The organism is Vreelandella mediterranea (genome assembly GCF_970647075.1).
Genome location: NZ_OZ310198.1, coordinates 367,197 through 383,274, shown reverse-complemented (window position 1 = coordinate 383,274; position 16,078 = coordinate 367,197). Strand labels below are relative to the sequence as shown.

Genomic DNA, 16,078 nt, shown 5'->3' with positions numbered 1-16,078 from the left:
CCTGTGGGGAACGGCGCTACCTGGCGGGCGACGGCGTATTCGTCGGCGGTTCATCCCCACGCCTGTGGGGAACGGACCTAACGTGCGCATTTCCGACGTTAGCACCGCGGTTCATCCCCACGCCTGTGGGGAACGGCGCCGTAACCCTCAAGCTGAAAGGTCTCTGTACGGTTCATCCCCACGCCTGTGGGGAACGGACCCCAACGAGAAGGATTACCCGACCATTCGACGGTTCATCCCCACGCCTGTGGGGAACGGGCGTCTTCAATTCCTATGCCTGCGGCACGTAGCGGTTCATCCCCACGCCTGTGGGGAACGGCCTGGTTACGACGACAATATCTGCACTGTTTTCGGTTCATCCCCACGCCTGTGGGGAACGGGCAATCTATCGTAATACAGCGAACGAAGAAGCCGGTTCATCCCCACGCCTGTGGGGAACGGTGCAACGTGCCGCCACGGTATGACGTGCTGACCGGTTCATCCCCACGCCTGTGGGGAACGGGCCGACCCATCGCCTAATGGATTACCAAAGGGCGGTTCATCCCCACGCCTGTGGGGAACGGCTTGCTTGTGTACCAAAGAGCGTTCATGCAGGCGGTTCATCCCCACGCCTGTGGGGAACGGATTGGGCTCGCTGCAGGCGGTGCTGGTGTGTGCGGTTCATCCCCACGCCTGTGGGGAACGGCGCTGCCCCCGTGCCTACAACGGCTGCATACACGGTTCATCCCCACGCCTGTGGGGAACGGCGTCGCTTGATCGAGGCCGATCAATGACGTATCGGTTCATCCCCACGCCTGTGGGGAACGGCAGCTCCTCGGGACCGCTGATCTTTTGGATCTCGGTTCATCCCCACGCCTGTGGGGAACGGTCTTGGTGCGTTATGATGACAGAGAAGCAAAGCGGTTCATCCCCACGCCTGTGGGGAACGGACTAATTGTAGATGGCTGATCTATAAGATAAAAATAGACATCAGAAAATCCACCAGCCGTTTAGGTCAATTTTTGACCAGCAGAATATTGTTAAAGATCAATAAAATCAGGATGTTGCGGGAGCATATAAAAATCGTACCAGACCGGGTTCCTTAAGGTATGAGCATGCATCGTTTGAGGCCTACTTAATAACGCGCGGTGAGTCCAAGGGGCTTGTTACGCAAGCGACGCCCGCGACTCTTCCACCATCTCCCCCGCTAATTCCCCCACCGTACGCACCGCGGTTTCCATCGCCGGGGTCAGCGTGAACGCGTAGTTCAGCCGCAGGCACTGGCGAAACTTGCCCGAGGCAGAGAAGAGCGACCCTGGCGATATATGAAGCGCATGAGTGGCCAGGCGCTCGTTCAGGCGTACGCAGTCCACCGCGGCGGGCAGTTCTACCCAGAGTAGAAAGCCGCCCTGGGGGTAGCTGATCGCCGTGCCGTCGGGGAAGTAGCGCTGCACCCAGTTGATCATCACATCGCGCTGGCGCTGGTATTGGCGAACGACAAAGCGCAGGTGGCGATCGAAATAGCCCTTGGCGACGAACTCTGCCACGGCAAGCTGAGGCAGCGTGGCCGAGGCGCCGGTGGAGACGTACTTCATGTGCAGCGCCTGGTCGCGGTAGCGCCCCGGTGCCATCCACCCTACCCGAAGCCCCGGCCCCACGGTTTTGGAAAAGCCGCTGCACAGCAGTACCCGGCCATCGTCATCGAAGGATTTCACCGTGGGCGGTCGGGGTTGGCTGAATGACAGGTCGCCGTAGATGTCGTCTTCGATGATCGCCACATCAAAACGCTGGGCGAGCTGAAAGAGCGCCCGCTTACGCGCGGCGGGCATGGTGTAGCCCAACGGGTTATTAAAGGTGGGCGTGACCTGAATAGCGCGGATCGGCCACTGCTCCAGGGCCAGCTCTAGGGCTTCCAGGCTGATGCCGGTTTGCGGGTCGGTGGGAATCTCGAGCGCCTTTAACCCGCTGGCTTTGAGAATCTGCATGGTGCCGTAGAAGCTCGGGGAATCCACCGCGACCACGTCGCCGGGCTGGGTCAGGGTGCGTAGCGCGATGGACAGCGCCTCCTGGCAGCCGGTGGTGACCATGATGTCATCCGGGTGGAGCAAACAGCCCGAGGCGACCGCCAGGCGCGCCACCTGCTGGCGAAGCTCGGGGCTTCCGATGAGCTTATCGTAGTTGAAGCCGTGAAGATCGGTGCGGCGGTGCAGCCCCGAGAGGATTTTGGAAAGCGGGTTGAGCGTTTCGTACTCCAGGTTGGGTATGCCGCGCCCCAGCAGCAGGCGCTGGTCGTCACGCTGAGTGGCGACCATCTCGAGCACCTGGTCCCACTGGGAAACGTCCAGCGGGCGCTGGGCCGGGCGCGATACCGAAGGCAACGCCGCCGGCGCCCGGCGGGCCAAAACGAAGTAGCCCGACCGCGGCCTGGATTCGATCACCGCCGAATCCATCAGTTGGCGATACGCCTCCTGGGCGGTGGAAATACTTACATCCAGCTCCTGGCACACGGCGCGAATCGAGGGTAGCCGCTCGCCCACGGGGTAAATATTGTGCTCGATGCGCTCGCGCAGGATACCCGCCACTTGCTCGTAACGCGTCATACCAGTCTCCCGATGAACGCTTCAACGACCATACAGATTGAAGGATTTTTACCCTACAGAGCGCTAATATCGGCCCTCTGTATCTTAAAATCAATAAATCCTATATCTGTATCCTCATTCGCGCGCCGGTTACCTTGGAAAAGCCCTCCCAAGGAGACTCGCCATGCCCCGTTTCAGCCTAAACCTGCTTCGCGCTACCCTGCGCAAGTACCGCGAACGCCGCCGCAGCCGCCGCCAGCTGTTAACCCTCGACGACCGCCTGCTGCGCGATATCGGCATCAGCCGCGCCCAGGTCAATCGCGAGGCCAAGCGCCCGTGCTGGCGCAGCTCACTACCCAAAGGAGGCCCGTATGACACGCGCTGATTACTACCTGCTCGATGTATTTACCGATCGACCCTTTACCGGCAACCCGCTGGCGGTGTTTCTGGAAAGCGACGCGCTCGATACCCCCACCATGCAGGCGATCGCCCACGAACTGAACCTGGCGGAAACGGTGTTTCTGGGCACGGCCAAAGCGCCCGGGCACTATCCAATGCGCATTTTCACCCCAATCGAGGAGCTGGATTTTGCCGGCCACCCTACCGTGGGCACTGCACAACTGCTCGCCGAACTTGGCCTGGTCGAGCGCGAGCAACCGCTGGTATTGGCGCCGCCGGTAGGCGAGTTGGCCGTGCGCTTCTCGGGTACAAAGGCCACCTTCACGACCGCCCGCGCGGCCAGCATCGACGCGAGCCCGCTCAGCCGCGAAGGAGCCGCAGCTCTTTTAGGGCTTGAACCCGATCAGGTGATGAGTGAGCCGGTCGTCGCCTCTTGCGGGCTGGCGTTTCATCTTGTCGAGCTGAGTGATACCAAGGCCCTGGGCGCCGTGCAGCTATCCGCCGCCGAGTGGAGCGCGACGATTGCCCCGAGCGGCGCCGAGCAGATCTATCTTTACGTACGGGAGGAAGAAACGAGCCACGAGGGGTCAATTCGCAGCCGCATGTTCTCGATGAACGATAGTCTTTGCGAAGATCCGGCCACCGGCAGCGCCGCCGCTGCTCTGAGTGGCTATTTGGCTACCCAAGGTAATACGCGCCGCTGGACCATTCACCAGGGCACCGAGATGGGCCGGCCTAGCGTGATCGAAACGCACATGGAGAACGACCGGGTGCAGGTAAGCGGTCACGCCGTGCGGGTGGGTCGAGGAGAGTTCTACCTCGGCCGGGCCGACTAAACGGCGTCGGCCCGCTTGCGCCAAAGCAACACCAGGGAGATACAGCATAAAAGTGCCGCGATGAGGGCGAAAGTCAGCGCCGTGGCCTTAAGACCGGCGACCGAGGCCATCAGGCCGATACCCACCACCGGAATCGAGATCGCCACGTAGGCGATGACGAAAAAGGTGGAGACCACCGCCGACTTGTTCTCCGCCGAGCTGGCCGCTGCTACCGCGCCGAGCCCCGCGCGAAAGGCGATCCCCTGGCCGATACCCGCCACGATGGCGCCCAGAACGAACCCGGCCAACTGCTCGCCCGCGATCCCCCAGGCCACGATCAGCACGCCCAGCAATAGTACGGCGCAACCACCGGGCAGGCGGCTGGGCTCTGAAAGGCGGCCCTGGAGAATTTGCCCTACCGTGGAGGCAATGAACAAAAGCCCGGCCACGAAACCCAGCAGCGCCTGGTGGCTATAGCCAAGCTCCTGGCTTAGCACCGAGGGCGATGCCGCGGTGTAAAAGCCGCACACCATGAACCCTGCAAACGCCGCGATGGCGGCGGGCACGAACACGCTGCGTACTTCCTGGGGCACTTTAGGCGTTTGCAAGGTGAGACGAATGCGCGCGGGCCGCTCGACCATTTCCGGCGCGCGCCAGATGCAGGCCACGGCGATCAGCACCAGCACGAAATGCGCACCAAAGGGGACGAGCAAAGGGGCGGCGAACAGCGTGGCCAACACACCGGCGAACATGGGCCCGAGCCCCAGCCCGCCCATGTTGGCGGCGGTGGCGACCAGGGTGCTGGTGCGCCCCCAATTGGGCGGGGCGAGCTCCATGACCGCCACGGTGGCGGTCGCGGTAAAGATGCCTGCCGATAGCCCGGAGAGCACCCGGCCCAGCAGCAGGGCACCCACCCCATCGGCCTGCCAGAAAACCAGATCGCTAATCGCAGAGAGCGCCAGGCCTGCCAGGAGTAACGGCCGGCGCCCTAGTTGATCCGACCAGCGCCCGGTGACGAGCAGCGCACAGATCACCCCCGCCGCGTAAACGGCGAAAATCACCGTGACCATTAGCTGCGAAAACCCCATTTCGGCCTGATAAAGCGGATACAGCGGCGTGGGCAACGTCGTGCCCATCATGGTGGTCATGAAGGCCAGGGCGGCGCCTAAAAAGAGAGTGGCGCGACGCGGCGGAGACGCGTGTGACGAACTCATAAACCTCCTTGCGGATCGAGCGGCCAAGCGATGCCCGGCGGGTATGGGGTGGGCCAATAGTGTAGCTGATATTAGCGAGCTAACTAGGTGGATGGCAGCCTCCCGCTTCTCTCGACTCGAGATGGAGGAGTGACGTTTCGTGCATAAAAAAGCACCGCCTGGCGGCGGTGCAGCGACGAACGTTTAGCAGGGTTAACGCATCAGTTCTGGTTAGCGGGAAACGAGAACTCGGCGCGGGTGGCCTCACTAACCGACGGCCAACGCTGGGAAACCGCCTTGCGCCGGGTGTAAAAGCGCACCGCATCCGGCCCGTAGGCGTGCAGGTCGCCAAACAGCGAGCGCTTCCATCCGCCGAAGCTGTGGTAGGCCACCGGGACCGGCAGCGGTACGTTGACGCCGACCATGCCTACTTCGATGCCGTCGGTGAAGCGGCGCGCCGCCTCGCCGTCGCGGGTGAACAGGCACGTGCCGTTGCCGTACTCGTGGTCGTTGATCAGCTGCATGGCCTCATCCAGGCTGCCCACGCGCACCACACAAAGCACCGGGCCGAAGATCTCTTCCTGGTAGATGCGCATATCCGCGGTGACGTTATCGAACAGGCAGCCGCCGACGAAGTAGCCGTTTTCATGGCCCTTCACGGTAAGTTCGCGGCCGTCGGCGACCAGTTTTGCCCCGGCGTTCACGCCGTCTTCGATAAAGCTCAGCACCTTGTCGCGGTGCTCGGCAGTGACCAGCGGGCCCATGTCCAGGCCCTTGTCGGTACCCGGGCCAACCTTGAGATCGGCAATCTTGGGCAGCATGGCGTCCACCAGCCGGTCGGCGGTTTCATCGCCCACGCACACCGCGACCGAAATCGCCATGCAGCGCTCGCCGCAGCTACCGAACGCCGCGCCCATCAGCGTGTTGGCGGCGTTGTCGAGATCCGCATCCGGCAGCACCACGGCGTGGTTCTTCGCCCCGCCCAAGGCCTGGACGCGCTTGCCGTTGGCCGTGCCGCGGGTGTAGATCGCCTCGGCCACCGGCGTGGAGCCCACGAACGAGACCGCCTTCACCGCCTTGGCATCCAGCAGCGTTTCCACGGCTTCGCGGCTGCCGTGGACCACGTTCATCACGCCATCCGGCAGGCCCGCTTCTTTCAAAAGCTCGGCCACGGCCATGGTGGAGGACGGGTCTTTCTCCGAGGGCTTCAAAATGAAGCAGTTACCGCAGGCGATCGCCATGGGATACATCCAGAGCGGCACCATGGCGGGAAAGTTGAACGGCGTGATGCCGGCCACCACGCCCAGCGGCTGAAAGTTCGACCAGGCATCGATGCCTGGGCCCACGTTGTGGGAGTACTCGCCTTTCAAAAGCTCCGGCACGCCGCAGGCGTACTCGACGTTCTCGATGCCGCGCTTGAGCTCGCCCAGGGCGTCTTCCGGCGTCTTGCCGTGCTCTTCGCTAACCAGCTGCACCAAGCGCTCTTCGTTGTCTTCCAAAAGCTGCTTGAAGCGGTACATCACCTGGGCGCGCTTGGCCGGGGGCGTATCGCGCCAAGCCGGAAACGCGGCCTGGGCGGCCTCGATTGCACGCTCGACATCCTCGGCGCTTGCATCGCATACCTGGCGGATGACGTCGCCGGTCGAGGGGTTGGTAACGTCCAGCGTGCGCGGGCTTTCGACGCGCTCGCCGTTGATGAAATGAGAAACAACGCTCATCGCTTTACTCCAATCGGTTATGCCAACGAATCCAGGGTACTTGCCACCGCATCGAACAGCCGCTCGAGCTCGGCTTCCGTGGTACCAAACGGAGGGCCGAACTGCAGCGTATCGCCACCGAAGCGTACGTAAAAGCCGGCCTCCCAGAGTGCCATATGGGCATCCCGGGGGCGAATGGTCGGGTCACCGTCGCGCGGGGCGAGCTGGATGGCCCCGGCGAGCCCAAAATTGCGGATATCCACCACGTTCGCGCGGCCTTTTAGCGCGTGCAGCTTCGCCTCGAACGCCGGGGCGATGCCGCGCACCTGCCCGGGGAAGTCTTCGCGCTCGAACAGCTCGAGCGAGGCCAGCCCCGCCGCGCAAGCGACCGGGTGGGCGCTGTAGGTGTAGCCGTGGACGAACTCGATGGCGTGGTCCGGCCCGCCGCCGTGCATGAAGGTATCGAAGATTTCACTGTTGGCGATCACCGCGCCCATGGGCACCGCGCCGTTGGTGACCTGCTTGGCGACGTTCATGATGTCCGGCGTCACGCCAAAGGCCTCGGCGCCGGTGCGCGCGCCGCTGCGCCCGAAGGCGGTGATTACTTCATCGAAAATCAGCAGGATATCGTGCTCGGTACAGATCTGGCGCAGCCGGTCCAGGTAACCTTTCGGCGGCACGATGACGCCGGCGGAGCCGGACATCGGCTCGACGATCACCGCGGCGATGTTCGAGGCGTCGTGCAGGGCGATCTGGTCGAGCAGCGCATCGGCAAGCTCCGCGCCGGTCTCGGCCTGGCCTTTGGTGAAGGCGTGGCCAGCCTGGAGGGTGTGCGGCAAGTGCGTGACGTCCAGCAGCTGGCCGTAGTGCTTACGGTTGCCACCAATGCCGCCCATGCTCGTGCCGCCCACGTTCACGCCGTGATACCCCTTGGCGCGGCCGACCAGGCGCGTCTTTTCGGGCTTGCCCTTCAAGCGCCAGTAGGCCCTGGCCATCTTGAGCGAGGTGTCCGCCGCATCCGAGCCGGAGTTGGTGAAAAAGACATGGTCGAGCCCTTTAGGCGTAAGGCTTGCGATCTTCTCCGCCAGCTCGAACGCCAGGGGGTGGCCGATTTGAAAACCCGGCGCGAAATCCAGCGAACCGAGCTGCTTCGAGACGGCTTTTTGGATCTCTTCCCGGTTGTGCCCCGCGCCACACGTCCAGAGCCCGGAGAGCGAATCGAACAACTTACGACCCTGGTCGTCGATGTAGTAGCGCCCTTCGGCGCCGGTAATGACACGGGGGTGAGCGCGAAAATCGCGGTTGCCGGTGTAGGGCATCCAGTAGTGCTTGTTGAGCGTTTCGTTGGCGCCTTGCTGGGCGCCAGCGTGCGAGGTCGTGGAGAGATCCGTCACGGTGGCAAACTCCATAGCGATAAGGATATGAAGTCAGCATGCGTTACGAAATACGTTTATCAAACAAGATTTCTCTTTAGCTCACGTTAGTAAATTTATACGTAATACGTGGCCGTGACAGGCACGCACTCCTTGACGTTTTTTTGGAATAGCCCTAATTATTGTATTTATACGAATAAATATAAAAACCGATAAGCACGCCTACCCAAGTCAAATATCGCGGCGCCCTTGCGGCTCTCGACGGTGCTGACTGCCGCTCACAACTACGTATAAAGCGGATATCAACAAAGGGCTAATTCGTCATGAAGCACTTCCCTCCTGCCAAGCTGTGGCTGTATGGCGCCATCGCGTTTGGTTTTGTAATGCTGGAAAGCCCCCTCATCCTGGTGGCCAATCGTATCGAGCCCACGGTGCTCGGCATTCCCTTCTTCCTGGCCTGGAACCTGTTCTGGTGGCTGATGCTGACGCTGACGTTTTTGGTGGCGTATTTCACCAACTGGGGCAGCGCGACACCGGCTCGTCGAGGGCATCACCCCGCTGATCAGGGAGAAAAATAATGTCTGGTAGCCTCTTTATCATTGCGGCCTTCATGATCATCCCGTTGATCGTTGGGGTGCTATCGGCCCGCCAATCCCAGGCCACCAGCGAGGACTTCTTCGTTCAGGGCCGGGCAATGGGCAGTATTGCGGTATTTTTTACCGTGGCGGCGACCTGGTGGAGCGCCTTCGCGTTTCTGGGCTCCAACGCCACGTTCTACACCAACGGGCCGGTCTTTCTCACCGCCCTTGCCTGGAACCTGCTGTTTGGCTTCATGTATTACGCCGTGGGTAAACGGGTCTGGTTTCTGGGCAAGCGGTTCGACTATTTAACGCCTTCGGACCTGATGGGCGACTTTTATAACAGCGAGGCGCTGCGCATCACCGTGGCCGCCATCATTCTGTTTTTTACCGTCCCCTACCTGCAGATCCAGCTCACCGGCGGCGCCTACTTGATCGAAGTCGCCTCCAACGGCTTGATTCCCTTCTGGCTGGCGGCGCTGCTTTTCTACTTCATCATCATCGTTTACGTCTGGATCGGCGGTATCCGCGCCATCGCCTGGACCGATGTTATCTACGGCGCCCTGCTCTTTTTCGGCATGCTATACGCGGGCTACTACATCTCGACCCAGCTGGGCGGGCCCGTCGCGCTATTCAGCCAGCTACAGCAATCCTCGCCGGCGCACCTGACCCTGCCGGGGCCGAACGGCAACATGGGCTACCCCATGTGGTTCTCGCTGTTTGCGATTACGGCCATCGGCGCCTTCATGGGCCCGCAAATCTGGCTGCGCATGTACTCGGTCAAACACGGCAAGCTCTTCAACCTGATGCCCTTTTTGCTGGGCCTGGCGGCCTTTGCCTACGTGGGTTCGGTGCTGTCGGGCTATTCCGGCGTGCTGCTGGAGCCGGGCGTGGAAAACCCCGACCAGATCCTGCCCATCATGCTGATGGAGTACGCCCCTTATCTGCTTGCCTCGCTGATCATGGCGGCGGGCGCTTCGGCGGCGATGTCGACGGCCAACTCCCAGATCCACGCGGTGTCCACCGTGGTCACCATGGATATCTACAAGCGCTACGTGAACCGGGACGCGAGCCAGATACGCATCGTGACCATCGGGCGCTACTCGCTGGTCGGCTTCTCGCTGGCTGCTTACATCATGGCGCTCACCGTACCCGGCGTGCTGGTGACCATCGGCATTGCCGCGCTGGCGGGTACCGCGCAACTGATCGTGCCCACCGTTGGCGCTATCGCCTGGAAGCGAGCCCACCCTACCGCCGCCCTGGCCGGCCTGTGGGTGGGCGTGGCCTGCGTACTGCTGATGACCTTTGGCCCGCTGAGCGCACCCTTCGGTTTTCACGCCGGCATCTGGGGGCTTTTGCTCAACGTTTTACTGTTTATCGGGCTGAGCCGTGCGTTAGAGCGCCGCGACACCGAGGTGGTCGAGCGCTTCACCCAGGCGCGCAGGGAGTACGACGCCGAGTACCACCCGGAGCGTCTGACCGCCGATACCGCTTCCACCGCGACGCGTAACCGGTAAGGAGCGCCTTGATGGCTCACCCCGCCACGCCCGGCCGCCGCCCCAAGCTCGCCGAGCTGATCAGCGACGACATCAAGCGCTGGATCGCCGCTGAGTCGCTCGGTGAAGGCGACCGGCTGCCCAACGAAAAAGCCTTGATGGAACTCTACGGCAGCGCCAAAGCCACCGTGCGCGAGGCGCTGAAGATTCTCGAGGTCGAGGGGCTGATCACCTTGAAAACCGGCCCCAAAGGAGGCGCGGTGATCAATCAGCCGGGCATGGAACCCGCCAGCCGCATGCTGCGCAATTTTCTGCACTTTCAAAAGCTCGACGGCTGGCAGGTGTACCAGTTGCGCAAACTTCTGGAAGTGGAGCTGGCCGCCTCCGTGGTCGGTCGGCTGAGTGAGGAAGATTACCGCCAGCTCGAAGCCAATATGGCCGCTTGCGGCGGCTGTGGTGCCAGCGAGGACGATCACCGCCATCAGCGGTTTCTGGAGCTCGAGTTCCATCAGCTGCTGGCGGCCGCCTGCCCCAACCCGCTGCTGGCATTCATGTGCCGGTTTCTCAACGACATGCTGCGCGACCTGGTCGTCATCAAGAAAGCTTACGTGCCCGAACGCGGCCAGTTCGACCGGGCCAACCAGGACTACCACCGTCAATTGGTAGAGGCCTACCGCGCCGAGGACACGCCGCGCGTGCGCAAGATAATGGCCGAGCACATGGCGGATGCGGAATTTCACATGAGCGCCCTAGAAGCCGAGATGGCCGCCCAGATGCTGACCGGCAGCCTTCACTTCGATTCACATCAACGCTCCAAACTGCACGATTTGTTGACAGACAACGCTCGACCGGCGCCCTCAGCGCTTAACCCTGCGAGGAGAACAACATGACCGCGACGCAAACCACCCCAACCGACCTGACCACCGACAGCGACCGCCTTTGGGCCTCGATGATGGAGATGGCCAAGCTGGGCGAAACGCCTAAAGGCGGCGTCAACCGTCAAGCGCTCACCGACCTGGACCGCCAGGGGCGGGATTTATTCATCGAGTGGTGCAAGGCCGAAGGCTGCACGGTGCGTATCGATCGCATCGGTAACATCTTCGCTCGCCGGGAAGGCCGCGACCCGCAGGCCAAGACGGTCATGGCCGGCAGCCACCTGGACAGCCAGCCCACCGGCGGCAAGTACGACGGCGCCTTTGGCGTGCTGGCGAGCCTCGAGGTCGTTCGCACCTTGAACCAGCGCGACATCAAAACCCGCGCGCCCGTCGAGATCGCCGCCTGGACCAACGAAGAGGGCTGCCGTTTTGCGCCCTGCATGATGGGCTCCGGCGTGTTTACCGGCGAGCTCGGGTTCGACGAGATGATGGCGCGCACCGATGCCGAGGGCATGACGGCAAGCGACGCGCTGGATGAGACCGGCTATCGCGGCAGCGACGACGTCTCCCCCGAGGAAATCGCGGCCTACTTCGAACCCCACATCGAGCAGGGCCCCATCCTCGAAGACACCGACACCACCATCGGCGTGGTGATCGGCGCCCTCGGCCAGCAGTGGTTCGACCTGACGCTCACCGGGTTAGAAGCCCACGCCGGCCCCACGCCCATGGATTTACGCCGAGACGCCATGATGGGCGCGGCGGAAGTCACCCAGGCGCTCAACCGTATCGCCCATGCCTACGCCCCCCACGGCCGGGGCACGGTGGGCTACATGGCGCTTCACCCGGGCTCGCGCAATGTGATCCCCGGGCAAGTGAAGATGACTCTGGACATGCGCCACTGGGAGCCCGAGGCGCTGGAAGCGATGAGCCGCGAGGTAACCCAGGCCGTCGAGGAGATCAGCAAGCGCCACGGGCTCGAGTTTGAGCTCACGCCGACAGCGACCTTCGCGCCGGAGTTTTTCGATAAAACCTGCGTCGAGCGTGTTCGCCAGGGCGCCGAGACGCTGGGGCTTTCGCATCAGGAGATCATCAGCGGCGCAGGCCACGACGCTATTTTCATCAATCGCGTGGCGCCGGCGGCGATGATCTTCATCCCCTGCAAGGACGGCATCAGTCACAACGAGGCCGAGAGCGCCACACCCGAACACGTTCACGCCGGCGCCAACGTGCTGCTTCACGCGGTGCTGGACGCGGCGGGTACCGATGAAGGGGGTGCGTGATGACCAACCCTTCCCAGGAAACCTTCGAGACGCTGACCGCCTGTGAAGCGCTGGCGCGGTTTCGCGAAGGCACGCTCAGCCCGGAAACCCTCGTCGAAGACTGCCTGGCCCGCATCGCGCGCGACAACCCACGCATCAACGCCTTTAGCGTGGTCAATGAGCGCGAGGCGCGCGAGCTCGCCCAGGCATCGCACCAGCGCTGGCAACAGGGCGCGCCCTGCGGGCCGCTGGACGGCGTACCGGTAACCATCAAGGACCTGACCCTGACGAAGGGGCTGCCCACCCGCATGGGCTCGACCACCACCTCGACCGAAGGCCCCTGGCAGGTGGACGCGCCCATCAGCCGCCACCTGCGCGAGGCCGGGGCCATCGTGATCGGCAAGACCACCTCACCAGAATTTGGCTGGAAAGGCGTCACCGACAACCCGCTGCACGGCATTACCCGCAACCCCTGGGATACCCGGCTGACGCCCGGTGGTTCCTCCGGCGGCGCGGGCGCCGCGGCGGCGCTCAACCTCGGCCTTCTTCACCAGGGCAGTGACGCGGGCGGCTCCATTCGCATTCCGTGCAGCTTTACCGGCACCTTTGGCATCAAGCCGACGTTTGGCTGGGTGCCCCAATGGCCCGCCAGCGCCATGGGCACGCTTTCGCACCTGGGGCCGATTACCCGCACCGCCGCGGACAGCGCGCTGATGTTAAGCGTGATGGCCCAGCCGGACAGCCGCGACGGCTACGCGGGCAACCCACAAGGCCCCGACTGGCGAGCGCCACCGCCAGCCGACCTGAGCGGCTACCGCATCGCCTTTAGCGCGAACCTGGGTTACGTGGACGTGGCACCGGACATCGCCAGACGAGTGGAAGAAGCCATCGGCCATCTGGAAGCGCTGGGCGCCACGGTCGAGCGCATCGATCCGGGCTTTGACAACCCGCTGGAAACGTTCAATACGCTCTGGTTCGCGGGCGCCACCCAGGCGCTGGAGAAGCTGGATGAGGCACAGCAGGCGGCCTTGGACCCGGGCTTTTTGGACATTGCCCGGCGCGGTCAAAACGTATCGCTTTCGGCGTACCTGGCCGCCCGGCGCGCGCGCAGCGAGCTGACCGCCCACATGGCGGCGTTTCACGAGCGATATGACCTGCTGGTGACCCCCACCATGCCGATATCACCGTTCACGGCGGGCCATAACGTGCCGCCCGGTGGGCCTTATAAGGATTGGATGGACTGGACCCCGTTCAGCTACCCCTTCAACCTCACCCAGCAACCCGCCGCCTCCATGCCCTGCGGGCTGGATGACCAGGGGTTGCCGGTGGGGCTTCACTTGGTGGCAGGTAAGTACCAAGACATGAAGTTGCTGCATGTGGCGCGGTTGTTGGAGGGGGTGTTGCCGAGGCTAGTGCCATCCGCCGCCTAAATATCACCAACGGCGGCGAAATGCTTACCGGGAGGTTCAAAAAGACGGCGTTTGAGATGTTGGAGGATGGCGGTTCGTTTAGTCATAACGCCCGGCTCATTCGCCGACTTGGAGCCTCGAAGCGGCTTCAAATAGGTCGCTGTGCAGCCGTTTGTTAACTGTGCTACATCCAAACTGCCTGGTTAGTAGTACTTCTAATTCTTTTCAATGTTTTCTCGCCAATCCGTTCAATCTCAGTTATTTCCTCATCTGGTATTTCGAGCAGATTTTCAATAGTTCCTATACCCTTTTCCTCTAGCTTTTGGATCATTAACTCTGTCAATCCATACGGATAGGCATTCGATTTAGAAAGTATGCTTATCGGCTTTCTTAATATATCAAGGTCATGATCTTCGCCAACTTCAGGTAACTCTATCTCTAGCAACTCGCTGCCACGATGGAACTCTAGAGCTTTTTCATCACTACTCTTCCACTTTTCATAATCATCAGAACTAATTCTCCCATTTGGCATATACTCTGAAAGTATACATACATTAAGCATATATCGGGTTCCACGCCCTCGAGACTTCATAACCCTAGAAACCTCCCTACGTGAAATAAATCCGATATATTCTAATATTTCAATAGGCTTGCTATATTTATGGCAAATCTCTCTTAGTATAATAACTGCTCTTTCATTATTACCCCCGACCTTTTCAAACAACAACAAAGCAATATGTTCAGCTGGATCAACCATTGCTTCATACATTCCTAGCTTTGGCTTAATTTCTTCCAAGAGTGGCCAAAAATAATTACTTGACAACTGCTTAAATGACTCGGATATATGGGAATATGCAATGTTTTTTGATTCGGACGCAATGCTAATAATTTCATTGCACGCGAATATAAATGCCCTCATATTACCAAGCACGGACTGTCCAACGAGGTCACAAAAGTCCTGCTTGGACAAAGACTTTGAGAATTTATCTTGACTCAATGAGTTGCTAAACCTGCGCTCTACAACTTCTTCAAAAACCTTTGAAAAATCTGGCAATTTTTCAGATCGATTAACATCAATTACAGTTGCATCATTATAAATATCAAATCTAGTGCCAAAACGAGTTACACCAGGATAGATCGACGCTTTACATGAAATATAGCTATTTGAAAGAGTTCTAAAAGCGTCAAAAAAGTCATTAAGATTAGCTTCTCTACCAATGTGGGCAGCGTCATCAAAAAAGAGAACTAGCCGTTTATCTTCTTCGACAGATAGAGTAGTTAATTCATCTTGCAAATCGAATATAGATTCAATCGTAGTAGGCAAGACTTCTTTATCAAAGCTCCTATTAGCCTCTCTGGCTATTAGTTTGCAAAGAAGTTTTATGTAGGCATCACCTGTTGATCTCAATAATTCTAGGTGCCTGAGACTCACGTAAACCCCAATAACATTGCTATCTTCATTTTTTGGATATAATCCTAAATGTGCTTCGATCATTAACGCACTCTTACCCGAGCCTCTCGCTCCCTTGAGCAAAACTGGACCGTGCGCCCTCAACTTTGATATATTTTTGCGATCTTGGGCTGTAAAAAAATGGAACTCTTCAAAACTATTTAAATCAAAGTCTTCAGCAGCCAAGACAAGAGAGTTCTCTTCATGTGCATCATGTTCCATCAGTTAACCTCTAACTCTTTAGCTGACTTATATAATGAAAAATTAGTAGATACGTCATTTCTCGCATACGCATGAGGAACAAAAGAAACTATCAAACCAAGAGTTGCCACCACAAAAATAGTCTCATTGAGCCTGCTCACTACCGTGTCTCTGTCTAAAACTGAATCAATTGGAATTAGTAATTCGTGATGAATGCCTTTGGACAATGTGGAGTACAGACTACTAAGTTGAGTTATCATTTTCATAACAAGTGGCTTCGCTTCCAAGCTTGTGAGATCTTGATGCCATTCACCTACCGCGTCTTCAGTCACCTCATCTAATAGGTTTTGTGCACTTTTCGTCAGCACCAGTTCGACGCTATAGCGGCCCAGAATGGCGCGAGTTGGGTTATTAAGAGATTTATCATCCCATAAATTAGGTACTTGCTCTCCCATTACATCACCCTGCCACTTAAGTGACGCCTTCTGAGGCCGCTCTAGTTCATAGTCTGGCTGGGTTTGCCTACCTTTAGTTATCAATATTCTTAATGGGTCTAGTTTTGCCAACATTGCAGTTGTGGCTAACTCCATCAATGCTCGACCAAGGTAGGGGCCATAGAGTGTTAATTTTTCATCAGGTTGGCTTGGCAGCTCCTGGATTTCGTTTACTATTTTCTCTATTGATGACTCTAGATGCGACAATATTTGATCAATATCTGAATTTCTATCATCGTAATTACAAAGTAATTTGGCTATGCATTGAGCCATAAATACCC

General features: G+C 59.5%; 13 protein-coding genes and 1 CRISPR repeat array (1 of these 14 running past the window's edge). Of the genes, 7 read left to right on the top strand and 6 right to left on the bottom strand.

Features of this window, described 5'->3' with window-relative positions:
• A CRISPR array of direct repeats spans positions 1 to 929; the repeat unit is 29 nt; unit sequence CGGTTCATCCCCACGCCTGTGGGGAACGG (it extends 259 nt beyond the left edge of the window).
• Positions 930 to 1,145: 216 nt separating this feature from the next.
• The gene (locus ACWFVE_RS01905) at positions 1,146 to 2,579 is read right to left on the bottom strand and encodes an aminotransferase-like domain-containing protein (RefSeq protein ID WP_447527607.1); all 1,434 of its coding nucleotides are present in this window, start codon (positions 2,577 to 2,579) and stop codon (positions 1,146 to 1,148) included.
• Between the two features lie 163 nt (positions 2,580 to 2,742).
• Between ACWFVE_RS01905 and ACWFVE_RS01900 the strand changes: the two genes are divergently transcribed.
• Together ACWFVE_RS01900 and ACWFVE_RS01895 are read left to right on the top strand one after the other, a co-directional pair.
• Positions 2,743 to 2,943 carry a DUF1127 domain-containing protein gene (locus ACWFVE_RS01900; RefSeq protein WP_447527606.1) on the top strand — a complete coding sequence of 67 codons (201 nt, stop codon included), beginning with the start codon at positions 2,743 to 2,745 and terminating at the stop codon, positions 2,941 to 2,943.
• Entirely contained in the window at positions 2,930 to 3,793 is an 864-nt protein-coding gene (locus ACWFVE_RS01895; protein WP_447527605.1) for a PhzF family phenazine biosynthesis protein, read from the top strand. Before ACWFVE_RS01900 ends, ACWFVE_RS01895 begins: the two co-directional genes overlap by 14 nt.
• Here ACWFVE_RS01895 and ACWFVE_RS01890 read toward each other — a convergent pair.
• The 3 genes from ACWFVE_RS01890 to ACWFVE_RS01880 all read right to left on the bottom strand — a co-directional run bounded on the left by ACWFVE_RS01890 (position 3,790) and on the right by ACWFVE_RS01880 (position 7,981).
• A complete protein-coding gene (locus tag ACWFVE_RS01890; protein ID WP_447527604.1) occupies positions 3,790 to 4,986 on the bottom strand; it encodes an MFS transporter in 1,197 nt (398 codons plus the stop codon). The genes ACWFVE_RS01895 and ACWFVE_RS01890 overlap by 4 nt on opposite strands.
• A 200-nt stretch (positions 4,987 to 5,186) precedes the next feature.
• Complete coding sequence (locus ACWFVE_RS01885) at positions 5,187 to 6,683, bottom strand: CoA-acylating methylmalonate-semialdehyde dehydrogenase (RefSeq protein ID WP_447527603.1); 1,497 nt, start codon at positions 6,681 to 6,683, stop codon at positions 5,187 to 5,189.
• A gap of 17 nt (positions 6,684 to 6,700) precedes the next feature.
• The gene (locus ACWFVE_RS01880) at positions 6,701 to 7,981 is read right to left on the bottom strand and encodes an aminotransferase class III-fold pyridoxal phosphate-dependent enzyme (protein WP_447530487.1); all 1,281 of its coding nucleotides are present in this window, start codon (positions 7,979 to 7,981) and stop codon (positions 6,701 to 6,703) included.
• A 377-nt stretch (positions 7,982 to 8,358) separates the two neighbouring features.
• Between ACWFVE_RS01880 and ACWFVE_RS01875 the strand changes: the two genes are divergently transcribed.
• From ACWFVE_RS01875 to ACWFVE_RS01855, 5 genes are read left to right on the top strand one after another with little or no spacing between them, the layout of a single operon-like run.
• The gene (locus ACWFVE_RS01875; RefSeq protein ID WP_447527602.1) at positions 8,359 to 8,613 is read left to right on the top strand and encodes a hypothetical protein; all 255 of its coding nucleotides are present in this window, start codon (positions 8,359 to 8,361) and stop codon (positions 8,611 to 8,613) included.
• Entirely contained in the window at positions 8,613 to 10,130 is a 1,518-nt protein-coding gene (locus ACWFVE_RS01870; protein ID WP_447527601.1) for a sodium:solute symporter family protein, read from the top strand. The genes ACWFVE_RS01875 and ACWFVE_RS01870 overlap by 1 nt, the downstream gene beginning before the upstream one ends.
• A gap of 11 nt (positions 10,131 to 10,141) precedes the next feature.
• Positions 10,142 to 10,999: a FadR/GntR family transcriptional regulator gene (locus tag ACWFVE_RS01865; RefSeq protein WP_447527600.1), complete on the top strand. Its 858-nt coding sequence runs from the start codon at positions 10,142 to 10,144 to the stop codon at positions 10,997 to 10,999.
• Positions 10,996 to 12,264 carry a Zn-dependent hydrolase gene (locus tag ACWFVE_RS01860; protein WP_447527599.1) on the top strand — a complete coding sequence of 423 codons (1,269 nt, stop codon included), beginning with the start codon at positions 10,996 to 10,998 and terminating at the stop codon, positions 12,262 to 12,264. Before ACWFVE_RS01865 ends, ACWFVE_RS01860 begins: the two co-directional genes overlap by 4 nt.
• Positions 12,264 to 13,673, top strand: coding sequence for an amidase (locus tag ACWFVE_RS01855; protein WP_447527598.1), 1,410 nt, complete (start codon positions 12,264 to 12,266; stop codon positions 13,671 to 13,673). Before ACWFVE_RS01860 ends, ACWFVE_RS01855 begins: the two co-directional genes overlap by 1 nt.
• A gap of 163 nt (positions 13,674 to 13,836) precedes the next feature.
• Here the strand turns inward: ACWFVE_RS01855 and ACWFVE_RS01850 are convergent, their stop codons facing one another.
• Both ACWFVE_RS01850 and ACWFVE_RS01845 read right to left on the bottom strand, forming a co-directional pair.
• Entirely contained in the window at positions 13,837 to 15,324 is a 1,488-nt protein-coding gene (locus ACWFVE_RS01850) for a hypothetical protein (protein WP_447527597.1), read from the bottom strand.
• Positions 15,324 to 16,070, bottom strand: a complete 747-nt coding sequence (locus ACWFVE_RS01845) for a hypothetical protein (protein WP_447527596.1) — start codon at positions 16,068 to 16,070, stop codon at positions 15,324 to 15,326. Before ACWFVE_RS01845 ends, ACWFVE_RS01850 begins: the two co-directional genes overlap by 1 nt.
• Positions 16,071 to 16,078: the final 8 nt, after the last annotated feature.

What these genes read in the sequence shown, in the direction of transcription:
- ACWFVE_RS01885 (WP_447527603.1), bottom strand. Translation starts at nt 6,683, where the DNA reads ATGAGCGTTGTTTCTCATTTCATCAACGGCGAGCGCGTCGAAAGCCCG.
- ACWFVE_RS01865 (WP_447527600.1), top strand. Translation starts at nt 10,142, where the DNA reads ATGGCTCACCCCGCCACGCCCGGCCGCCGCCCCAAGCTCGCCGAGCTG.
- ACWFVE_RS01870 (WP_447527601.1), top strand. Translation starts at nt 8,613, where the DNA reads ATGTCTGGTAGCCTCTTTATCATTGCGGCCTTCATGATCATCCCGTTG.
- ACWFVE_RS01880 (WP_447530487.1), bottom strand. Translation starts at nt 7,981, where the DNA reads ATGCCCTACACCGGCAACCGCGATTTTCGCGCTCACCCCCGTGTCATT.
- ACWFVE_RS01855 (WP_447527598.1), top strand. Translation starts at nt 12,264, where the DNA reads ATGACCAACCCTTCCCAGGAAACCTTCGAGACGCTGACCGCCTGTGAA.
- ACWFVE_RS01890 (WP_447527604.1), bottom strand. Translation starts at nt 4,986, where the DNA reads ATGAGTTCGTCACACGCGTCTCCGCCGCGTCGCGCCACTCTCTTTTTA.
- ACWFVE_RS01875 (WP_447527602.1), top strand. Translation starts at nt 8,359, where the DNA reads ATGAAGCACTTCCCTCCTGCCAAGCTGTGGCTGTATGGCGCCATCGCG.
- ACWFVE_RS01850 (WP_447527597.1), bottom strand. Translation starts at nt 15,324, where the DNA reads ATGGAACATGATGCACATGAAGAGAACTCTCTTGTCTTGGCTGCTGAA.
- ACWFVE_RS01900 (WP_447527606.1), top strand. Translation starts at nt 2,743, where the DNA reads ATGCCCCGTTTCAGCCTAAACCTGCTTCGCGCTACCCTGCGCAAGTAC.
- ACWFVE_RS01895 (WP_447527605.1), top strand. Translation starts at nt 2,930, where the DNA reads ATGACACGCGCTGATTACTACCTGCTCGATGTATTTACCGATCGACCC.
- ACWFVE_RS01845 (WP_447527596.1), bottom strand. Translation starts at nt 16,070, where the DNA reads ATGGCTCAATGCATAGCCAAATTACTTTGTAATTACGATGATAGAAAT.
- ACWFVE_RS01905 (WP_447527607.1), bottom strand. Translation starts at nt 2,579, where the DNA reads ATGACGCGTTACGAGCAAGTGGCGGGTATCCTGCGCGAGCGCATCGAG.
- ACWFVE_RS01860 (WP_447527599.1), top strand. Translation starts at nt 10,996, where the DNA reads ATGACCGCGACGCAAACCACCCCAACCGACCTGACCACCGACAGCGAC.